17 protein-coding genes are annotated in these 19661 nt (G+C 33.1%); 13 read left to right on the forward strand and 4 right to left on the reverse strand.

Annotated elements, in window-relative coordinates; all coding sequences use genetic code 11:
* Positions 1-60: 60 nt before the first annotated feature.
* A complete protein-coding gene (locus JCM14209_RS03340; protein ID WP_025022183.1) occupies positions 61-1425 on the reverse strand; it encodes an aspartate kinase in 1365 nt (454 codons plus the stop codon).
* A 462-nt stretch (positions 1426-1887) separates the two neighbouring features.
* Between JCM14209_RS03340 and JCM14209_RS03350 the strand changes: the two genes are divergently transcribed.
* The 10 genes from JCM14209_RS03350 to JCM14209_RS03395 all read left to right on the forward strand — a co-directional run bounded on the left by JCM14209_RS03350 (position 1888) and on the right by JCM14209_RS03395 (position 13740).
* Positions 1888-3963: a BglG family transcription antiterminator gene (locus JCM14209_RS03350; RefSeq protein ID WP_035519851.1), complete on the forward strand. Its 2076-nt coding sequence runs from the start codon at positions 1888-1890 to the stop codon at positions 3961-3963.
* A gap of 147 nt (positions 3964-4110) precedes the next feature.
* Entirely contained in the window at positions 4111-5928 is a 1818-nt protein-coding gene (gene glmS, locus JCM14209_RS03355) for a glutamine--fructose-6-phosphate transaminase (isomerizing) (RefSeq protein ID WP_025022185.1), read from the forward strand.
* A 181-nt stretch (positions 5929-6109) separates the two neighbouring features.
* Positions 6110-7915 (forward strand): PTS mannitol transporter subunit IIBC, encoded by a 1806-nt coding sequence (locus tag JCM14209_RS03360; protein WP_025022186.1) that lies wholly within the window; start codon positions 6110-6112, stop codon positions 7913-7915.
* Between the two features lie 13 nt (positions 7916-7928).
* Positions 7929-8375, forward strand: coding sequence for a PTS mannitol transporter subunit IIA (locus JCM14209_RS03365; RefSeq protein ID WP_025022187.1), 447 nt, complete (start codon positions 7929-7931; stop codon positions 8373-8375).
* Complete coding sequence (locus tag JCM14209_RS03370; protein WP_035519854.1) at positions 8375-9520, forward strand: mannitol-1-phosphate 5-dehydrogenase; 1146 nt, start codon at positions 8375-8377, stop codon at positions 9518-9520. The genes JCM14209_RS03365 and JCM14209_RS03370 overlap by 1 nt, the downstream gene beginning before the upstream one ends.
* A 75-nt stretch (positions 9521-9595) precedes the next feature.
* Positions 9596-10294 (forward strand): hypothetical protein, encoded by a 699-nt coding sequence (locus JCM14209_RS03375; RefSeq protein WP_025022189.1) that lies wholly within the window; start codon positions 9596-9598, stop codon positions 10292-10294.
* Positions 10295-10415: 121 nt separating this feature from the next.
* On the forward strand, positions 10416-11366 hold the full coding sequence (gene manA, locus JCM14209_RS03380; RefSeq protein WP_025022190.1) for a mannose-6-phosphate isomerase, class I: 951 nt from the start codon (positions 10416-10418) through the stop codon (positions 11364-11366).
* Between the two features lie 92 nt (positions 11367-11458).
* Entirely contained in the window at positions 11459-11962 is a 504-nt protein-coding gene (locus JCM14209_RS03385; protein ID WP_025022191.1) for a hypothetical protein, read from the forward strand.
* A gap of 1 nt (position 11963) precedes the next feature.
* Positions 11964-12530: a DJ-1 family glyoxalase III gene (locus JCM14209_RS03390; RefSeq protein ID WP_025022192.1), complete on the forward strand. Its 567-nt coding sequence runs from the start codon at positions 11964-11966 to the stop codon at positions 12528-12530.
* Positions 12531-12603: 73 nt separating this feature from the next.
* A complete protein-coding gene (locus JCM14209_RS03395; protein ID WP_025022193.1) occupies positions 12604-13740 on the forward strand; it encodes a DUF6933 domain-containing protein in 1137 nt (378 codons plus the stop codon).
* A gap of 44 nt (positions 13741-13784) precedes the next feature.
* Here the strand turns inward: JCM14209_RS03395 and JCM14209_RS03400 are convergent, their stop codons facing one another.
* Positions 13785-14333 (reverse strand): LOG family protein, encoded by a 549-nt coding sequence (locus JCM14209_RS03400; RefSeq protein ID WP_025022194.1) that lies wholly within the window; start codon positions 14331-14333, stop codon positions 13785-13787.
* A 125-nt stretch (positions 14334-14458) separates the two neighbouring features.
* Here JCM14209_RS03400 and JCM14209_RS03405 point away from each other — a divergent pair, with 125 nt between their 5' ends.
* Entirely contained in the window at positions 14459-15112 is a 654-nt protein-coding gene (locus JCM14209_RS03405) for a matrixin family metalloprotease (protein WP_025022195.1), read from the forward strand.
* A gap of 55 nt (positions 15113-15167) precedes the next feature.
* Here the strand turns inward: JCM14209_RS03405 and JCM14209_RS03410 are convergent, their stop codons facing one another.
* Positions 15168-15635, reverse strand: coding sequence for a nucleoside 2-deoxyribosyltransferase (locus JCM14209_RS03410; protein ID WP_025022196.1), 468 nt, complete (start codon positions 15633-15635; stop codon positions 15168-15170).
* A gap of 230 nt (positions 15636-15865) precedes the next feature.
* Between JCM14209_RS03410 and JCM14209_RS03415 the strand changes: the two genes are divergently transcribed.
* Positions 15866-16609, forward strand: coding sequence for a deoxynucleoside kinase (locus JCM14209_RS03415; RefSeq protein ID WP_025022197.1), 744 nt, complete (start codon positions 15866-15868; stop codon positions 16607-16609).
* Positions 16610-16764: 155 nt separating this feature from the next.
* Entirely contained in the window at positions 16765-17238 is a 474-nt protein-coding gene (locus JCM14209_RS03420; protein WP_025022198.1) for a universal stress protein, read from the forward strand.
* A 57-nt stretch (positions 17239-17295) separates the two neighbouring features.
* Here JCM14209_RS03420 and JCM14209_RS03425 read toward each other — a convergent pair whose 3' ends face one another.
* The gene (locus JCM14209_RS03425) at positions 17296-18744 is read right to left on the reverse strand and encodes an amino acid ABC transporter substrate-binding protein/permease (RefSeq protein ID WP_025022199.1); all 1449 of its coding nucleotides are present in this window, start codon (positions 18742-18744) and stop codon (positions 17296-17298) included.
* Positions 18745-19661: the final 917 nt, after the last annotated feature.

The following is a 19661-nucleotide window of genomic DNA, read 5'->3' on the forward strand; positions in this document are numbered from 1 at the left end:
ACGTAAACTAAAAAAGGGACTGGAAAAATTCCAGTCCCTTTTGTTATGCATTAGTAGATTTTAAATTTCTTGATTAAAGAAACGGTCGTAGATTGCTTTAACAGCGGCATCTACATCCTCACGTTTAGTTCCTAACATGAATGAAATTCGGGAAGCTCCTTGGTTGACCATTTGGATATCAATTCCTTTATCATAAAGTGATTGTAAGGCTGGGGCGATAATTCCAACACGTTTAGCTAAACCTTCACCAACCATCATGATGATTGCGTAGTTTCTAATCCATTCTAGACGATCGGGTTCGATTTCTTTTTGAATACGCGTACAAAGTTCATCGACAATTTCTTCGGTTAAGAATTGCTTATCGAAAATAATTGTAATGTCATCAATTCCAGATGGCATGTGTTCGTATGAAATTCCTAAGTCATTTAGGATTTCAAGAATTCTAAACGTAACCCCAGTTTCTTTATTTAAAAGATACTTATGGAGGTAAAGGGCACCAAAGTTTTTACTGCTGGCAATCCCAGTTAGAGTTGTTTCTGGTTCAAAACCATTTTCTGGAACAATCAAAGTACCAGGTGCATCTGGATTATTAGTGTTGCGAACGTTAATTGGAATGTTCCCACCGATTGCTGGAATTAAAGCTTCGTCATGGAAAACAGAAAAACCAGCGTATGATAATTCACGCATTTCACGGTAGGTCATCTTCTTGATAGCGTATGGATTATCAACTAAAGCAGGGTTAGCTGAGTAAATCGCATCGACATCAGTGAAGTTTTCATATATATCGGCTCTAAACGCACGCGCTAAAATAGCTCCAGTAATGTCAGAGCCACCACGGGCGAAAGTCGCGATATTTTTAGTTAAAGTAACCCCAAAGAAACCAGGAAAGATAATAATTTCATCATCGCTGAATTCAAAGCGACGTAATGCGCGATAAGCAGCAGGGACAACCGAAGCATTATTGGGAGTTCCAGTAACATAAAGACCAACTTCCAATGGGTCAACGAAGCGAGCGTTAAAGCCTTTAGCTTGTAAAATTTTTGCCATTAAACGCGCATTCAAGCGTTCGCCATGGGCTTTAAATGCAGCCATAAGATAATCGTTGTTTGGATAATCTGTATTAGCTAAGTCGATTAAGATATCACGAATTACAAAAAGTTCTTCATCAGCAATCCCAAAGAAATTACCAATTTCTTTATAACGATTAAAGATGATAGTTACAATTTCGGTAGTATCTTTTTTAGCCATTGTCATTTCAGCATATTTAATAAGTAAATCAGTAACTTTAATATCATCTGAATAACGTTTACCTGGTGCTGAAGTTACCACCACACGACGCTCAGGATCTGATGTAATAATGTTAATTGCATTTGTGAAGGAAGCCCCATCAGAAAGTGAGCTTCCACCAAATTTAATTACTTTCATGAGAAAATCTCCTTAATAAATGAGAATCATATTAATGATATTTTAATCTTTTTAAAGAATGAGTTCAAATACTATTTAAAGTAAGAGCATGATTCTAGACTTATAGATAGTATTTTAATAAAATAAAATTGATGAAAATTATCTAAGAAAGTGAGAAAGAAGATGCAATTATTAATAATAGTTTTGTTAATGGCTTTAAGTGTAGCGCTTAGTATTACTTTAGAACAAATTTTCAGTAAAATTTCAGTTAATTATATTAGTATAGCAATGGGAATGATAATCGAAGGTGGGTTTGTATAATGAAATCTTACAAATCGAAGCCTTGATTGTTGATGATTATATAGAAGAATAATTTGAAAAGACAAGAGAAAATATCTTGTCTTTTTAATTACTGTTTATTGTAAGCGTAAACATTTGAGTGATATACTCATTTTAGTAAATAGTAAAAAAGTAGGTGGTTATATGTTGATTTTAACTGAACGTCAAAAAAATCTTTTAATTCTCCTTCAAAAAGCGCAAGGAGGAATTGGAATTAAACAGATTGAAGAACGGATTAAAGTTAGTCGCCGGACAATTTATCGTGAATTTAAAGAATTAAAAAAACCACTTCAAAAGCGCGGGTTAGCGATTGTAACCATCGAAGGAAAGTACCAAATTCAAGGACAAACAGAAGATCTCAATGAATTAAAAGATGACCTTGGCGAAGATAATCCCCGCAATGAAATGTCAGTTTCAAAGCGTCAAAATGCTTTAGCAATTAAACTTTTATTTAATGATGAACCACAAAAAATTATTGCATTAGCCTTAGAATTGCATGTTAGTGAAGCAACGATTCAAAATGATTTACGTGATGTTGGAAAAGCAATTAGTGAATATGGAATTACGCTCATAAAAAAACGCGGCGTGGGGGTTTATGTTAAAGGAACAGAAATCACAAGAAGACAAGTTTTATGTGGCATTTTGTTAAATGAAATTAATGAATATCGTTTCTTTAATTACATTGAAAATAACCAGTATGAACAAGAATACTTTTTGAACTTAATTGAACGTGAATTACTTCAAGAAATTAAGATTGATTTAAAAAAAAGTATTTTACAAGAAATTAGCTTAGCCTCAGATCATCAATTAATGCAGCTAATTTTAATGTTTGCGATTTGTTTGATGCGTATGCAACAAGGACAGGTTATAAAAGCTGATGCCAAGATTGATGATAAAACTTTAAAATATCAAGGTTTAGTCTATGAATTTTTGACAAATTATGAAAAGAAGTATCCATTACAAGTCTTGCGCCAAGAAGTCTTATTTTTAGCTAAGTATGTTGAAAGTTGTGACCAAGAAGCTTCGCCTGTTTTTTATGATGATGATCAAGAATTACTGTTATCAATTAAGATTAAGCAGTTTATTCAACAAGTTTCTAATGATATTAGATGGGATTTTCAAAGAAATCCGGTTTTTTTCCAAAAGGTAACCAAACATATTGGAGGAATAATCAAAAAGAAAGTTAACCAATTACCTAATTCACCAATTGAAACATTAACGCGAGTAAGTGAACAGTATCCTAAATTATTTGCTAGCATCTCTCAATCATGGCAAGATAATTTTCCAACCAATACTTTACCAATCTCGGAATTACAACTATTACTTCTATATTTCGCTAACGAATTAAAGAATCGGCGTTACCAAGTTAAAGTTAGTTTCTTGATTATTTGTGAAAACGGAATTGGGACATCTTCAATTCTAGCTAGTCGTATTCAAAAAGAAATTCCTAATATTAGTAATATTAAAGTCAGCAACGTGTCAGAGGTAAGAAAACTTGATTTAAGTCAATATGATATGGTGCTTTCGACAATTAAGTTACCCGGATTTCCTAGAAAGTATCAAATTGTAAGTCCACTATTATTAGATGAAGAATTAGGACGTATTAAAGATTATTTAGAAAAATCGCAAAGAAAAATGCAAGAAAATATTGCAGTTTCAAAGGAAAATGTTGAGAAAATTATTAATCATGATCCAATTCAAGGATTAAATGAAATCGCGATTAGTTCGCTATTTTGTTCAGATTTAGTAAATGGAATTGAAGTTAAGCGATTAAATAATAAAACAACTTTGATTGATGAAGTTGTCGATGAAATTGTCTTGATGGTAACGACATCAATTATTCGCAATCGGACTGAAGTCGCTCAAAATTTAAAACGGAGAATATCCTTAGCACCGATTGGAATTCCAGATAGTTCAATAGCGCTATTACATACAAGTAGCCAAGAAATTAAACGATGTTATTTTACGGTGATTGATTTGTCTTGCCCCATTAGACTCAAAGCAATGGATCAAAATGAAATTGAAGTCACACGGATATTAGTTATGCTAGGGCCTAAAAATTTATCTGAAGTAGAACAAAAAGTAATGGGGTTAATTAGTAGTATGATTATTATGAGTGATCAAAGCTTATCTTTATTTGAAAAAGGTAGCAAACAACAAATTCAAGATGTTATTTCAAAGAGATTTTTACAAGAAATAAAAGTAGGTATACCAATTTGAAAATTGGCCTAGTTGACAAGTTGTTTTTAATAGAGTATATTTTGAATGTACCTTAATTTATAAGGGTTTTCGTATTAGAAAATTTCTTGTTAAGGTCTATACCAATTTAGAAAATGAAAAAATTTAAGATTTGAGAGGTAGATGCACATGTGTGGTATCGTAGGTGTTACAGGAAATAGTGACGCAACAAATATTTTGTTAGATGGTTTACAACAATTAGAATATCGGGGTTATGATTCAGCAGGGATTTATGTAAATGATCAAGCAGGTAACGACTTTTTAGTTAAAGAAAAAGGTCGTATTGCTGATTTACGTGCTGAAGTTAGCGCAGACGTTAAAGGATCAACAGGGATTGGTCATACTCGTTGGGCAACTCACGGGGTTCCAAGTAAAGTAAACGCCCACCCTCACGTATCAGCTAATGGTCGTTTCTTCTTAGTTCACAATGGGGTTATTGGTAACTTTGCTCAATTAAAAGAAGAATACTTATCAGATGTAAAGTTAGTAAGTTCAACTGATACAGAAGTTATTGTCCAACTTATTGGTAAATTTTCCGATGAAGGTTTATCAACACTAGATGCTTTCAAGAAAGTTATCGGTTTAGTTGATGAAACATCATCATATTCATTCTTATTAATGGATAAAAATGATGCTGATACATTATATGTAGCTAAGAATAAGAGTCCATTATTAATCGGGGTTGCTGATGGCTTTAACGTTGTATGTTCAGATGCAATAGCAATGTTAAACCAAACTCATGACTTTATCGAATTAGTTGACGGTGAAATCGTAATCGTTAAGCCTGATTCAGTTAAGATTCAAAAAATGGATGGGACAGAAGTTTCACGTGAACCATTCCATGTTGATACAGATGCTTCAGCTGCACAAAAAGGTGCATACCCATACTACATGCTTAAAGAAATCGACGAACAACCTGGTGTAATGCGTACATTAGTTCAAGAATACTTCAATGAAGATGGTTCAATTAAGATTGATGCTGATTTATTAAATGCATTATCACAAGCAGATCGCTTATATGTGGTTGCAGCTGGTACAAGTTACCATGCTGGTTTAGTAGGTAAAGAATTATTTGAAAAATTAGCTAAGATTCCAACTGAAGTTCACGTTGCTTCAGAATTTGCTTACAATCCACCATTGTTATCAGAAAAACCATTCTTTATTTTCTTAACTCAAAGTGGAGAAACTGCAGATAGTCGTCAAGTACTTACACAAGTTAATGCTCAAGGTTATCCAAGTTTAACAATTACAAACGTTAAGGCATCAACATTAGATCGTGAAGCAACATACACATTATTACTTCACGCTGGTCCAGAAATTGCGGTTGCTTCAACTAAGGCATATACAGCTCAAATTGCTGTCTTAGCTATTTTAGTTAAGGCATACGGCGAAGCTAAAGGATTACAAGCAGTTAAAGAATTTGATTTAGCTGCTGAATTGACTAAGGTTGCTAACGGAATGCAAGAATTAGTTGATGAAAAAGGAACTGTAGAAAAAGTTGCTAAGGAAATGTTAGAAACAACTCGTAATGCATTTTACTTAGGTCGTGGAATTGATTATGCAGTTGCTCAAGAAGCTGCCTTGAAGTTAAAAGAAGTATCATACATTCAAACTGAAGGTTTTGCTTCAGGTGAATTAAAGCACGGTACAATCGCTTTAATTGAAGAAGGAACTCCGGTAATTGCTGTAATTACAAATCCTAAGACAGCAACACACACACGTTCAAATACTCAAGAAGTATTAGCACGTGGTGCAAATGTCATGATTATTTCAAGCCGTGGCGTAGCCCAAGAAGGTGACCAAGTGGTATTACCAGATGTAAATCCATTATTATCACCATTATTATCAATTGTGCCAACTCAATTATTAGCATACTATGCCTCATTACAACGAGGATACGATGTTGATAAGCCACGTAACTTAGCTAAGAGTGTTACAGTAGAATAATTAAAATCGTAAAAGAAGCTAGATTTTCTAGCTTCTTTTTTTGTGTTTAAAATCCAAATTAATAATTCTGACACTCACTAAAGTGCCAAAGTTCAATTTGGAAATGATTGCTACGATATTTTGTAAGCGTTATCATTAAAATGTAGAAAAGATTAAGAAATACTTTAAAGGAGGAGCAATCATGCAAGATACACAAAAGAAAACATCACTAAAAGCGCGTGTTCAAAAATTAGGAACAGCACTTTCAAGTATGGTTATGCCAAATATTGCAGCGATAATTGCTTGGGGTTTAATTACAGCGATTTTTATGGCGCAAGGATGGTTTCCAAATGCGCAAATCGCTAAATTAATCGACCCTATGCTTCACTACTTATTGCCATTATTAATTGGTTATGTTGGTGGACGAATGGTTTACGATGAACGAGGCGCTGTTGTTGGGGCGATTTCAACAATGGGGGTAATCGTTGGGGCGAAGATTCCAATGTTTTTAGGCGCAATGATTATGGGTCCTCTTGGTGGATATGCTATTAAGAAATTCGATCAATTATTCCAAGAAAAAATTAAATCAGGTTTTGAAATGATTTATAACAACTTCTCTAGTGGGATTTTAGGGATGTTGTTAGCCATTTTAGGAACATACATTGTTAATCCATTAGTTGTTGGTGGTAGCAACTTGATGAGTAAGGGTGTTGATTTTATCATCTCAATTCATATGTTGCCATTAGCTAACATCTTCATTGAACCAGCTAAAGTATTATTCTTAAATAATGCGATCGGAAACGGAATTTTGGTTCCTTTAGGAATTCAACAAACAGCTCAAACAGGAAAGTCAGTGTTATTCTTACTTGAATCAAATCCTGGTCCTGGTTTAGGAATTCTTTTAGCCTTCATGTTATTTGGTAAAGGTAGTGCTAAAGGCTCAGCTCCAGGTGCTGCAATTATTCAATTCTTTGGTGGGATTCATGAAATCTACTTCCCATACATTTTGATGAAGCCATCATTGATTTTAGCAGCAATTGCTGGTGGGGTTTCAGGAACATTTACATTCCAAATTTTTGGTGCCGGTCTTAAAGCAGCAGCTTCACCTGGTTCAATCATTGCAATTTTATTGATGACAGCAAAAGGAGCATATTTTGGAGTTATTGCTGGGGTAGTAGTAGCTTGCATTGTATCTTTCTTAATTGCTTCAGTAATTTTAAAGGCTGATAAATCAACACCAGATGATTCAGATCTTGAAGCAAAACAAGCTCAAATGCAAGCAATGAAAGCTGAATCAAAAGGTCAAACACTAAGTAAAGAAATGCCAACATCACAAGCAGCTGAAAATTCAGTTGAATCATACGCAAGTGTTAAAAAGATTATCTTTGCTTGTGACGCTGGAATGGGATCATCAGCGATGGGTGCTTCTTTATTACGTGACAAAGTAAGAAAAGCAGGATTTAAAGACTTATCAGTTACAAATACTGCGGTTAATAGATTACAAGATGAACAAGGATTATTAGTGGTTACTCAAGCTGAATTAGCTGAACGTGCTGCTCAAAGAACACCAAACGCAATGCACGTTGCGGTAGATAACTTCTTGAGCAGTCCTAAATATGATGAAATTGTTGCTAACTTAAAAGCTGTAACTCAAGTAACAGGTAATGCAGCTGTAACTAAAGCAACTCCAAAAGCACAAACACCAAATATCGATCATGTAGATTTTGCAGAAGTAAAGACAGTTAACTTTATCCGCCATGATCAACACATGGGAACAGCTACAATGGCAACAAGCTTATTTAAAGAATTAATGAATAAAGCAAATAAGACAACTCCAGTTAAAGCAGTTAAGATTAGCGACTTTGATGATAACAAAGAAAACTTAGTAATTGTGACGCCAGCAGCCGCTAAGAACTTAGCAGTGCGTTACTCAAACATTCAAGTTGTTGTGGTTAAAGATTTATTGAAGGATGAAAAGTTACAAGAAGTTGTATCAAAACTTAAATAAGGGGATGAGATAAATGGAACTACAAGCAAATATGATTAAGTTAAACCAAGACGTGGCAACAAAAGAACAAGCTATTCGAATGGCCGGACAACTTTTAGTTGACAATGGTTGCGTGGGACCTGAATATATCGAATCCATGATTGCAAGAAATAACGATGTCTCAACTTATATGGGCAACTTCATTGCAATTCCTCATGGGACAGATGAAGGCAAGAAGTTCATTAAAAAGACCGGGATTTCAGTTGTTCAAATTCCAATGGGAGTTGATTTTAGCGCTGATGATGACGATACCGAACAATTAGTAACGGTTGTTTTTGGAATCGCAGGGTTAAATAACGAACACCTACAATTATTATCACAAATTGCACTCTTCTGTAGTGATGTATCAAATGTCGCTAAATTAGCAGATGCACAAACACCAAATGAAGTAATAAATCTATTGAAAGAAGTTGGAAAATAATGAGAGCAGTACATTTTGGAGCAGGTAACATTGGTAGAGGATTTATTGGAGAAACATTAGCCGCAAATGGTTTTAGCATTGATTTTGTTGATGTAAATGAAACGATTATCGATGCTTTAAATGAACGCCATGAATATGATATTGAATTAGCAGCACCAGGACAAAAGAAAATTCATGTAGAAAATGTTGATGGGATTAATAATGGTAAAGATCCTAAAAAAGTTGTTGATGCCATTAAAGATACGAACCTAGTTACAACTGCTATTGGACCTAAGATTTTAAAATTTATTGCACCATTAATTGCGGATGGAATTAAGGCCAGAAAAGATGCAAGCAATAAAGAAAAGTTAGATGTCATTGCATGTGAAAACATGATTGGTGGCTCACAACATCTTAAAGAAGAAGTTTATAGTCACTTAGATGAAGAAACGAAGGAATTTGCTGATGAATATATTGGTTTTCCAAATGCGGCAGTAGATAGAATTGTTCCTCTTCAAAAGCATGATGATCCATTATTAGTCTCAGTTGAAGAATTCAAAGAATGGGTTGTTGATGAAAGTCAAATGAAGAACCCATCTTTAAAATTAGAAACAGTCCACTATGCAAGTGATTTACAACCATATATTGAACGTAAGTTATTCTCAGTTAATACTGGTCACGCTACAGTAGCTTATACTGGTAAAGCATTAGGATACAATACAATCGGTGAAGCCGTGAAAGATGAAAAAGTAATTTCACAACTTGAAAAAACATTAGCTGAAATTCGTTCATTACTATTGTCTAAGTGGGACTTTGAAGAACAAGAATTAGTTGATTATCACAAGAAGATTGTAAGTCGTTTTGAAAATCCATATATCTCAGATGATATTGCGCGTGTTGGTCGGACTCCAATCCGTAAATTAGGTTATGATGAACGTTTCATCTGTCCAATTCGTGAATTGAAGGAACGTAACTTAAGTTATACAACTTTAATGGAAACTGTAGGTAAGATTTACCACTTTGATGAACCAGCAGATGAAGAAAGTCAAAAATTACAAAAGATGTTAAAAGATGAAGCTTTAACAGATGTAATTAAAGAAACTACAGGATTAAGCGATGAAGCATTAGTTAAAGAAATTGAAGCTAGTGTAAAAAATGCTGAATAAGTAAGATTGAAGACTAAGGAAAAATCCTTGGTCTTTTTTGTGATACAATAAGAAAAAAGATAGGGGGAGATAGGAATGGAAAAGAAGATAAAAAATGAATTAATTTATGAATACTATGATTTTACAGTGAAAATCCTTGGAGGATTACTATTATTTAAGTTAATAATTTTTTTGCTTGTTGTAAGTAAAAGTCCAGATAAATTTGCTTCGTTAGCTGCAGGATTTCTCCCAAGCTTCCCTTTAGCAACTTTTCTTGTATTAATCTTAATTTACCTAGCATTATTAGGAAATAAAAAATCAGAAGATAAACTTATATATTGGCGCGCTAAAGTAAAAGCGTTAGTGTTTACTTTAGTTTACTTCCTATTTTTTATCAGCGCATATGAAGAAGTATTGAACCAAGCAATTAATGGATCCCCAAATCATGGCTTGATGAAATTGCTAATTGTTCCAAGTAATGTTATTTATTACTTGTCTGAACATTTAGGCGAAGTAGCTATGCGCGGATTATGGTGGGCATGGATAATTTCCTTAGCTTTATTATTTAGATCTTTAATGCAATCCATTAGTTCTAAAAATAAACGGATAGTGGTGATTGGATTGATCATATTAGCTATTATTATCGGGATACAATTTTTTCAAACATGGTTCGGTTCGTTTTTAGTGTTAAGTTTCGTTTCGAAGTTTGGCGCAATGAATCAAGAAATATTGGGAATTTTTTTAATTGTTACCCTAATTTTTAATGTGAGCCTTAGTTACCGCCTTGAAAAATAAAATTAAAGATAAAAGTACAAGTACTAGTTTGCTTGTACTTTTTATTTGGAATTAAATAGGAAAATATATGGTATAATAATAGCGGTTACATTGTTGAAATATACGAAAAGAGTTGATTTTTATGGGTGAACCATTATTTTTAAAACCTCAATTTCACGAAAAAATTTGGGGTGGAACTAAATTAAAAGAAGAATATGGGTATGACATTCCAAGTGATCATACAGGTGAATGTTGGGCAATTTCTGCGCATCAAAATGGTCCAGCAACGATTATAAACGGAGTATATGAAGGGAAGACTTTAACTTGGTTATGGGACAACCATCGTGAATATTTCGGGAACCAAGCAGGGGATGTGTTTCCTTTATTAACAAAGATCCTTGATGCTAAAGAAGATTTATCGGTGCAAGTTCATCCGGATGATGTTTATGCTAAAAAATATGCGCATGAATTAGGGAAAACAGAATGCTGGTATGTTTTACAAGCTGATGCAGGAGCTGAGATGTATTATGGTCATAATGCCAAAACAAAAGAAGAATTACGAAGTTTAATTGATAATAAGCAATGGGATAAATTATTACGAAAAGTTCCAGTTAAAAAAGGTGACTTTCTTTATGTTCCAAGTGGAACTGTGCATGCAATAGGTAAGGGAATTATGGTATTGGAAACACAACAAAGTAGTGATACCACTTATCGTTTGTATGATTTTGATCGCATCGATCAAACAACGCATAAGAAAAGAGAGTTACACATTAAAGAATCAATTGATGTGATTAATGTTCCGCATCAAGATGTTGAATTAAAAATAAAAACAGCAATGCATGATGGATGTGAAGTTACAACCTTTGTAGAAACTAAGTATTTTAGTGTATACCGTTGGAAGTTAAATAATAGCCAAGCTACCTTTAAAAAACAAGCACCATATACCTTAGTTTCAGTTATTGATGGAAACGGAAGTCTAATTGTAGATGGAAAAAAATATGCATTGAAAAAAGGGATGCATTTTATTTTGCCAAATCAAGTTGATTCATGGACATTAGATGGAAAAATGGAACTAATCGCTTCAAATAACTAATAAATTTAAAAGGTAACAATTGAGAAAGCTAGGGAAAAAAGTTAAAATTGAACTAGAATAAGTAGACAAAAACCGTCGAAGGAGAAAAGTTGATGGTGAAAAACAAATTATTTTTCTTAGCAAAATTGGGCTTAACATTAACGCTAATGTTAAGTTTATCAACAACCGTTTTTGCAGATAGTCCTAAAAAACAAGGGGCTACCGTATCAACGATTGTTGGAGAAAAACAAAATAAAAAAGATGTTTCACGTGAAAACAAAGAACATCCAAAAACGACAGCAGATACTGCTAGTGAAACAAGTATAGTTAAAACACCGCAAACATATGTCACTAAAACAATTAATGATGATGAAAAAAAAGAGTCATCAAAGCAAGTTACTGTTGAAGTAAAATCAAAAGAAAAGAAGTATATTACTGCCAAAATTCCAGGAAAAATCGATACTAAAAATGGAATTAATACTCCGGCGCACCGCGTTTCAACCCCGATTTTTGAAGGAAATCCTTTTAATAGTTGGAGTTTTTCTATGGGGATTATTGCGCTTGCTCTTGCAGCTGGAGTTTTAGGGGCAATCTTTATTCGGAAAGGGGAAAAGTAAGATGACAAAAAAAGTTGCTGTTGTTTTAGCAAATGGTTTTGAAGAAATTGAAGGCCTTACCCAAGTTGATGTGTTACGTCGCGCAGGTTTTCAATGTGATATGGTTGGTTTGGATTCCAAGGAAGTTACAGGTTCGCATGGAATTCAAGTTACCTGTGATAAAGTATTAAATGATGATTTGTTAGATTATGATTTAGTAACATTCCCAGGAGGTTTACCTGGAGCAACTAATCTTCGTGATAGTGATAAATTGATGCATTTAATGCAACAAAGAGCTAATAAAGGACAATGGAATGCGGCGATGTGTGCTGCTCCGATGGCATTGGCACGTTATGGCTTATTAGAAGGACATGATTATACAATGTTTCCAGGGATGAATGAAGAGCATGGCGATCCAAAAGGAAACTTTAAAGAAGATATGGTAGTAGTTGATGAAGTTGCTAAAATCATCACAAGTCGTGGACCGGCTACGGCATTACCATTTTCATTTGCTTTAGCTAAAGCTCTTGGAGCAAATGTTGAGGATTTAAAGGAAAGTATGCTCTATAATTTCTTAATGAAACAATAATTTTTAATCGGTACTTGTAAAGGGTACCGATTTTTTTTAGAATTAGGGTGAACATAACTAGGGGGCAAGAAAAATGGTTAATTTTTTTGTGAATGATAAAACCAAAACATTATTAAAAGATATCCCAAATAAAAGTGAAATAAAAGAAGCGACGCCAGCTAATTCATGGAGTGTACAGAAATTCACACAAGCAAATAATCAAGGATTACTGTTGGTTAATAACCAAACTAAATTTCCAGTAGTTTTAAAAAATATACAACAATTATCAGGGACGGACATTGTTCTTAACTTTTTTGAAACGCTTTATTGGATGTTACCACAAATAGATATTCCAGAAGATAAATTAAATAAGTTTAGAACTGAATTTGATAATACAACTGTAAGTTTTGTTGATGAGTTTGATGAAGAAATGGATGCGGTGATAAATGATTATTTGCGTATGATTGAACTCGAAGGCTTGGATGAAGAAGATATTCAAGTTGATTTAGGGTTAATGTTAGCGACAACAAAACAAATTAAAACAAAAGCAAGTAGTGTTAATCCGGCAACCCTTATGTTAGAGTACTTTGAAGATGAATATCGTTTAGTGCGTCAAGGAACAAAAAAAACTTTAGAAACAAAATGGAAGCAAATCACGCAATTTGATGAAGTTTCTGATTTAAAACAAGCTGAAAGATTACAAGAAGTTCAAGAATACAATCAGGCAATTATCGAAGGGGTTAAAGCCTTTTTAATTCAAGATAATGAGTACAATCAAGAAGAAATCGATATTATGCTTGGATTTATTGATGATTATTTAAACGAATATTTGGCTAAATATATGAAAAAAACAGTGGCATATGATTTAGGCTCTCCATTACCATTCATTAATTCTTGGTATCCGCGGAAAATCGGCTTTGAAGATCAAAAAGATGTTATGTTGATTGGAGAAGCGCTTGGTGCTTTAGCGATGTACTTTAATAGCGTAGGTTTCTTTAATGAACAAGATATGAAATACTTTTTACACTCTGTTCAAAATGGGAAAGGCTTATATCTTTCACGGCAAGAATATATGCATAAAGATAGTTTGATTTCAGTTTTGGAAAATGATCCCATGTTTAAAGAATTTGTGCGAAATTTAAAGACTAATCCAAAAGAATTTGAACGGGTATTAGCCCAATTAGCGCCTGAAGAACAAGCTTTAATGAAAGAAATATTTGATAAACAATAAATAAAGACCACTATTTTGAGGCGACTTAAAATAGTGGTCTTTACTTAGAATTTTTCGTAATTTTCCATAAATTCATAAATATCATCGAGTGAATCAGAAAAGAAAAGATGACGTCGATCATATTTAGTTAAAAATCCTTCTTCAACCATTTTATCGAAGAATTGCTCTAGTAAATCATAATAACCATTTACATTATAAAAAGCACAGGGCCAATCGTATTGATCAACGCGGGCCCATGAATAAGCTTGAGAGATTTCTTCTAAGGTCCCAGGTCCTCCAGGTAGGGCAATACAACCATTAGAGAGGGCCATCATTTTTTGCTTACGTTCGTCCATATCCTTAGTCACGATAAAAGCATCTAGATTATCGGCACTGATTTCTTGATTTTTTAAGAATTCAGGCATAATCCCTGTTACAGGAACCTTAAGTTTGAGCGCTGTTAAAGCAACTTCGCCCATTAAACCAACGGCTCCGCCTCCGTAAACTAAGCCATAATTATGCTGTGCTAGCCAATGGGCCAAATCAATGGCAGCCTTACGATAAATGGGTGAATCTCCAACATTAGCACCACAGAAAATAGCAATATTTTTCATATAAATCCCTCCTATAATTCTTATTATACGCTTTTAAATTTATTTTAAGGAAAAAAGGTTATATTTACAGGCGGGAATAAAGATTGTAGAATAAGTAAATGTACTAAAGAAAGTAGGTGTAGAGATTGAGAAAATTATTAAGAGCAATTATAAATATCATAATTTTAGTGTTAATAATTGCGGGTGTTCGGAGTATTTTAGATACGCCGCAGGTAACTAATGTTATTTCGCAAGCGATAATAAATTTCCAGACAATTCTTAATAAAAAAAATATTACCTCAATTAAATCTACATCCGTTAATGCTGAACAAATGACAGCTGATCAAAATAGCACCAGAGGAGCACATTTTGAAAATAATACAGCTAATGTTTATATAGATATTGATGATGAGCAGTTACATAATGCAATGGTAAGTGCGATTCATCAGTGGAATAATACGAAGGCTTTTAAATTTAAGTTAGTCAATAATCGTGATGACGCCAAGATAATTTGTCAATTAACAACCAAAGATGATGGGACAGCTGGGACAACAGATACGACAACCGATGCTCAAACAAACGAAATATTAAAAGCGGTAGTGAAATTAAATAAACTCTATCTACAAAACCCAGCTTATGGTTACAGTGAACAAAGAATTGTAAATACTGCCGAACATGAATTAGGGCACGCAATTGGGTTGGAGCATACAGATGAAGTTTCTGTAATGCAACCTGCAGGGTCATACTATACAATTCAACCAGAAGATGTTAAAAAAGTTCAAGCAATCTATCAAAAATAAAAATAAAAAATCGCTTATTTCTTAACTAGAATCTTGTTTAGAAATAAGCGATTTTTTAGATTACAGGGCGATTAGCTAATTTTGGCATGAAAAGGTCAAAATCATAGTTAGCCAAATCTTCAAGCTCACCTTTACTTACATCAAAATAAGCAGTTAGACCTTGAGAAATCATTAAGTTTAATTCTTTTTTAGGATCAAATTGTACGACAACGACGGGTTTATGGATACCATAAGCTAACCCGATTTCAAAGGCGGTGCCAGAATCAGGTTCGTTATCGGCTTCTTCTTTTTTATAATCAATTACAGCAACAACTAAGTCACTGGTATAGATATGATTTACATCGAGCTGGTAGGTTGCTTTTTGCCATTCAAGCGAACCGAATTCAGCTTCTGTATATGAATTTTCAGATGGCTCGAAAATCTTACCGATTGTGGGATTTTTTTTGAGGGCTGCTTTAACTAAAGCAAGACGTTCTTTTTGGTGGTCACTGAAAAAAGGACCAGCTAAATATACTTTGTTCATCAAACTCTCTCCATGTTATAAGATTGGGATTTATTTTACATTTATACAATATATAGTATCTTATTGAAGTAGTCAATACTATATGGTGAAAAAATTTATTTTAGGAATTCTGTTTTTTAGCTTTATTTTTCTGACGGATATAGGTATACTTAATAAAGTCAGTTACGAAATTTTCCTAAAAAATAAGAAAAATTTCGTAAAGTAGATAGAGAAAGGATGAATGAATTATTTTGATTACATTATCAGGAATTATTGGCTCAGGAAAGTCAAGTTTAACCCAAATTTTAGCAGATGAATTAGGTACAAAACCTTTTTACGAACCTGTTACTGATAACCCAGTATTACCCTTATTTTACAAAGGAAATGAAATCGCTGCTAAGAAACGTGCACAAGGGGATACAAAGGCAACTAACCCTTATGCATACTTACTTCAAACATTCTTTTTAAATCGTCGTTTTGCGATGATTAAGCAAGCAATGCAAGATGATAATAACATTTTAGATCGTTCAATTTATGAAGATGAAATTTTCATGCGAATGAATACTGAAATGGGAAATGCTACAGAAGTAGAATATGATATTTATAAGAGCTTACTTGATAACATGATGGAAGAACTTCCATATGCAGCTCACAAAAAATCACCTGACTTGATGATTACAATTAAAGTATCATACGATACAATGATTAAGCGCATTGAAAAACGCGGTCGTGAATATGAATTAATCGAAACAGATCCTTCTCTAGTTGATTACTACCATCGCTTATTAGGTCAATATGATGTATGGATAAAAGAATATGATGCATCAGATTTATTAGTGATTGATGGTGACAAGTTTGACTTTATGGAAAGTAAAGAAGATCGCGTTAAAGTTTTAGAAATGATTGAACAAAGACTTCTTGAATTAGGTAAGATTACCGAAGAAAAATTTGCCGAATTAAAGGCAAAGCATCAAGAATACTTAAAAGAAGCGTAGAGTTAAAAGACAGTTAGAAATTTTCTAGCTGTCTTTTTTTATAATTACTAAAATTTATCAAATTATATTTAATATTTATGAAAACCCTTGCAAAAAGCAGAAAAAAAGATTAATCTAAAAGTAGATAAAGTACGGATAAGAAAGTAGGGATTAATATGACACAAGAATACAAGAGAATTTTAGTTGCAGTCGATGGATCAGAGGGGTCAGATGTTGCTTTAAAAACAGCGATTGAAACAACTAAAAGACACAAAGATTCTCACTTAGATATTTTACGAGTACTTGATTTAAATTCATTTGAATATGGTGGCGCAGGAATTGCTTTAGATGGTCATCAAATCTATGAAGTTGAACAAGCAAACGAAAAGTATCTAACTGATTTAAAAGAAGATATTGTCAAAAAAGGATATTTAAAAGAAGACCAAGTATCAGTGCACCTTCGTTTTGGTAACCCTAAGATGGTCATTACCCAAGATTTCCAACCCGAATATAAAAACGATTTAATTGTGATTGGATCAACAGGAAAGAATTTCATCCAACGCCTAGTAGTTGGATCGGTTGCATCATATGTAATTCAAACTGCTAAATGCGATGTGTTGATGGCGAAATATAATAAAGATGATAAATAATGAGACAAAATAAAAAAGCTGGGAATTTTTCCCAGCTTTTTTATGCTTATATAAGCGTTATTTTAGTTTCTTTTGGACGTAATTTGAAATCCAAGTAAGGATTGTAATTACAATTAAGTACATTGCCCCAATTATTGCCCAAACTTTGAAGCCTTCAAGGTTTCTGGCGATAATGATTTTACCAGTTTGTGTTAATTCTAAGATACCAATAATAGATAAAATTGAAGTATCTTTTAAGGTGATGATAAATTGGTTAATAAATGACGGAACCATAATCTTTAAGCCTTGTGGCAAGATTATTTTTGTCATTGCTTTACCAAAAGGAAGCCCTAACGAGCGTGCAGCTTCCATTTGACCTTTATCAACTGCTTGGATTCCTCCGCGGACGAATGCAGCAGTATACGCACCTTCATTTAAGGTTAAGGTAATAATACCAGCTAATACAGCTGAAATCTTAGTTCCAGTTAAAGTTGGAATCCCATTATAAATGAATAATGCTAAGACTAATAAAGGCAATCCGCGGAAAATATAAATGATGGTTGTTGAAATTCCTTGAGAAAGTTTATTTGGAATAACTCCTAATAAACCAACGATTACTCCAAAAATTGTAGCACCAATAATCCCTAAAATAGTAATGTAAATTGTTTGAGTTAATCCTTTTAATAAAGTAGGGGTATTTTTTTGAATTAAACCAATCCATGTGTGTTCGCTATTAGCTTTTGTATTGGCAGCTTTTTGAGCTTCAATAGTCTTTTTACTAATGTAACGTTGGACAATCCGATCATATTCTCCGTTAGCTTTAATTTTATCAAAACCTTCATTGAACTTTTGGAGAAGTTCTTGATTTTGACCTTTCATAACAGCGAAACCATAGTGACCAAGTTGAGCGGGCTTGGTTGCGATACGAAGTTTAGTTCCTGTAGAAATAGCATATTGCATTACAGGTTCGTCATCGAAACAAGCAACTGAATTTCCATGAACAACGTCATTATACATGTTATCAGAGTCATCAAAGGTAACAGTCTTAAAGCCGTATTTTTTCTTTAATGAGAGGGCGTAATTACCAGCGGCAGTACCGGTTTTGATAGCTACGCGTTTTCCTTTGAGATCTTTTAAATTAGAAACTTTACTGTCGGTTGCTACAGCCATTACAAATCCTGTTCGATAATATGGCTTTGAGAAGTCAAACTTTTGTTTACGTTCATCAGTAATGGCCATACCTGCCATGACCCCGTCTAATTGACCTGATTGAAGCGATTGAACAGCGGCATTAAAACCAACGGGCTTGATATTAACCTTGAATCCTTCTTCTTTAGCAATTGCCTTCATTAAATCAATATCAATACCAACATATTGATTTTTATCATTAGCAAATTCAAAAGGAGGATACGTAACATCTGTTCCAATATTATAGGTCTTAGTATCAGCATTTACATTTGAATTAAAACTTCCTAAAAAAAGTAAAGTACAGACAAATGAAATGAATAAAGTAACTGACCTTTTCATAGAATCACCAATCTCTCTATGTAATTTATTAAAATGTTTCCATCACTAAGAATACCATATAATTAAATTGTTAGAAAGTTAAAAAAGGGCACTAATAGACAGAATCTATTAGTGCCCTTCGATGTAGTTTGAGGAATTATAATTATAATTTTTGCCAAATCATTGTTTCATTCTAAGGTTAATTTTAAGTAAAAATGATCTGCTGACCTGGCAAGAAATAATTAATTAAATTATTTAGAAGTAATTAATCATCATTTTTAATAATGATATAAGATAGAAATTTTAAAAAAATTACTCCCAAGCGTAGGATTAGCGTGGGAGTAGAATGTATCTATTATTATGATTAGATTCTATGTAAATGAAATAAAGCATAATAGATACACCAATTTGTTTTAGATCAACCCAATAATTCGAGATACTAGGAGATATAATACACAGCATACCGAAAATGATAGTAATCGACGACTGAGATTATATAACAACTAGTTTCAAATGAAATGTTTTATTAATGAATTGATTTAAGTATAGCAGTAAAAATTAAAAAATCAACACGTTTTTCTAATTTTTTAATTTTATTCTCATTTAAAGACGGAAGGGGATGGTTTGGGTGAAAGAAAGCTGAATCTGGTCGAGTGATATAATGAAAATAAAAGTTAGATAATTATTATAAAGATGATAAGAAAAAAAGTTAATAAAAAATGTTAAAAAAGTGTTGACTAAAGAATAAGATGAGAGTATAGTATTAATCGTTGCTTGATACGAAGGCGTTAGTAATTAAATAAAAAATAATTGTTGACGCTAAGGTATATAAGTGATAAGATATAAAAGTTGTCTTGATTGATAAAAGTTAATTAAAAAAATATAATTTTTTATTGACAAAAATCAACGAGGTGATATAATAAATATGTTGTTAAAAT

Origin of the sequence: Ligilactobacillus hayakitensis DSM 18933 = JCM 14209 (assembly GCF_000615845.1) — a bacterium.
GTDB lineage: Bacteria > Bacillota > Bacilli > Lactobacillales > Lactobacillaceae > Ligilactobacillus > Ligilactobacillus hayakitensis.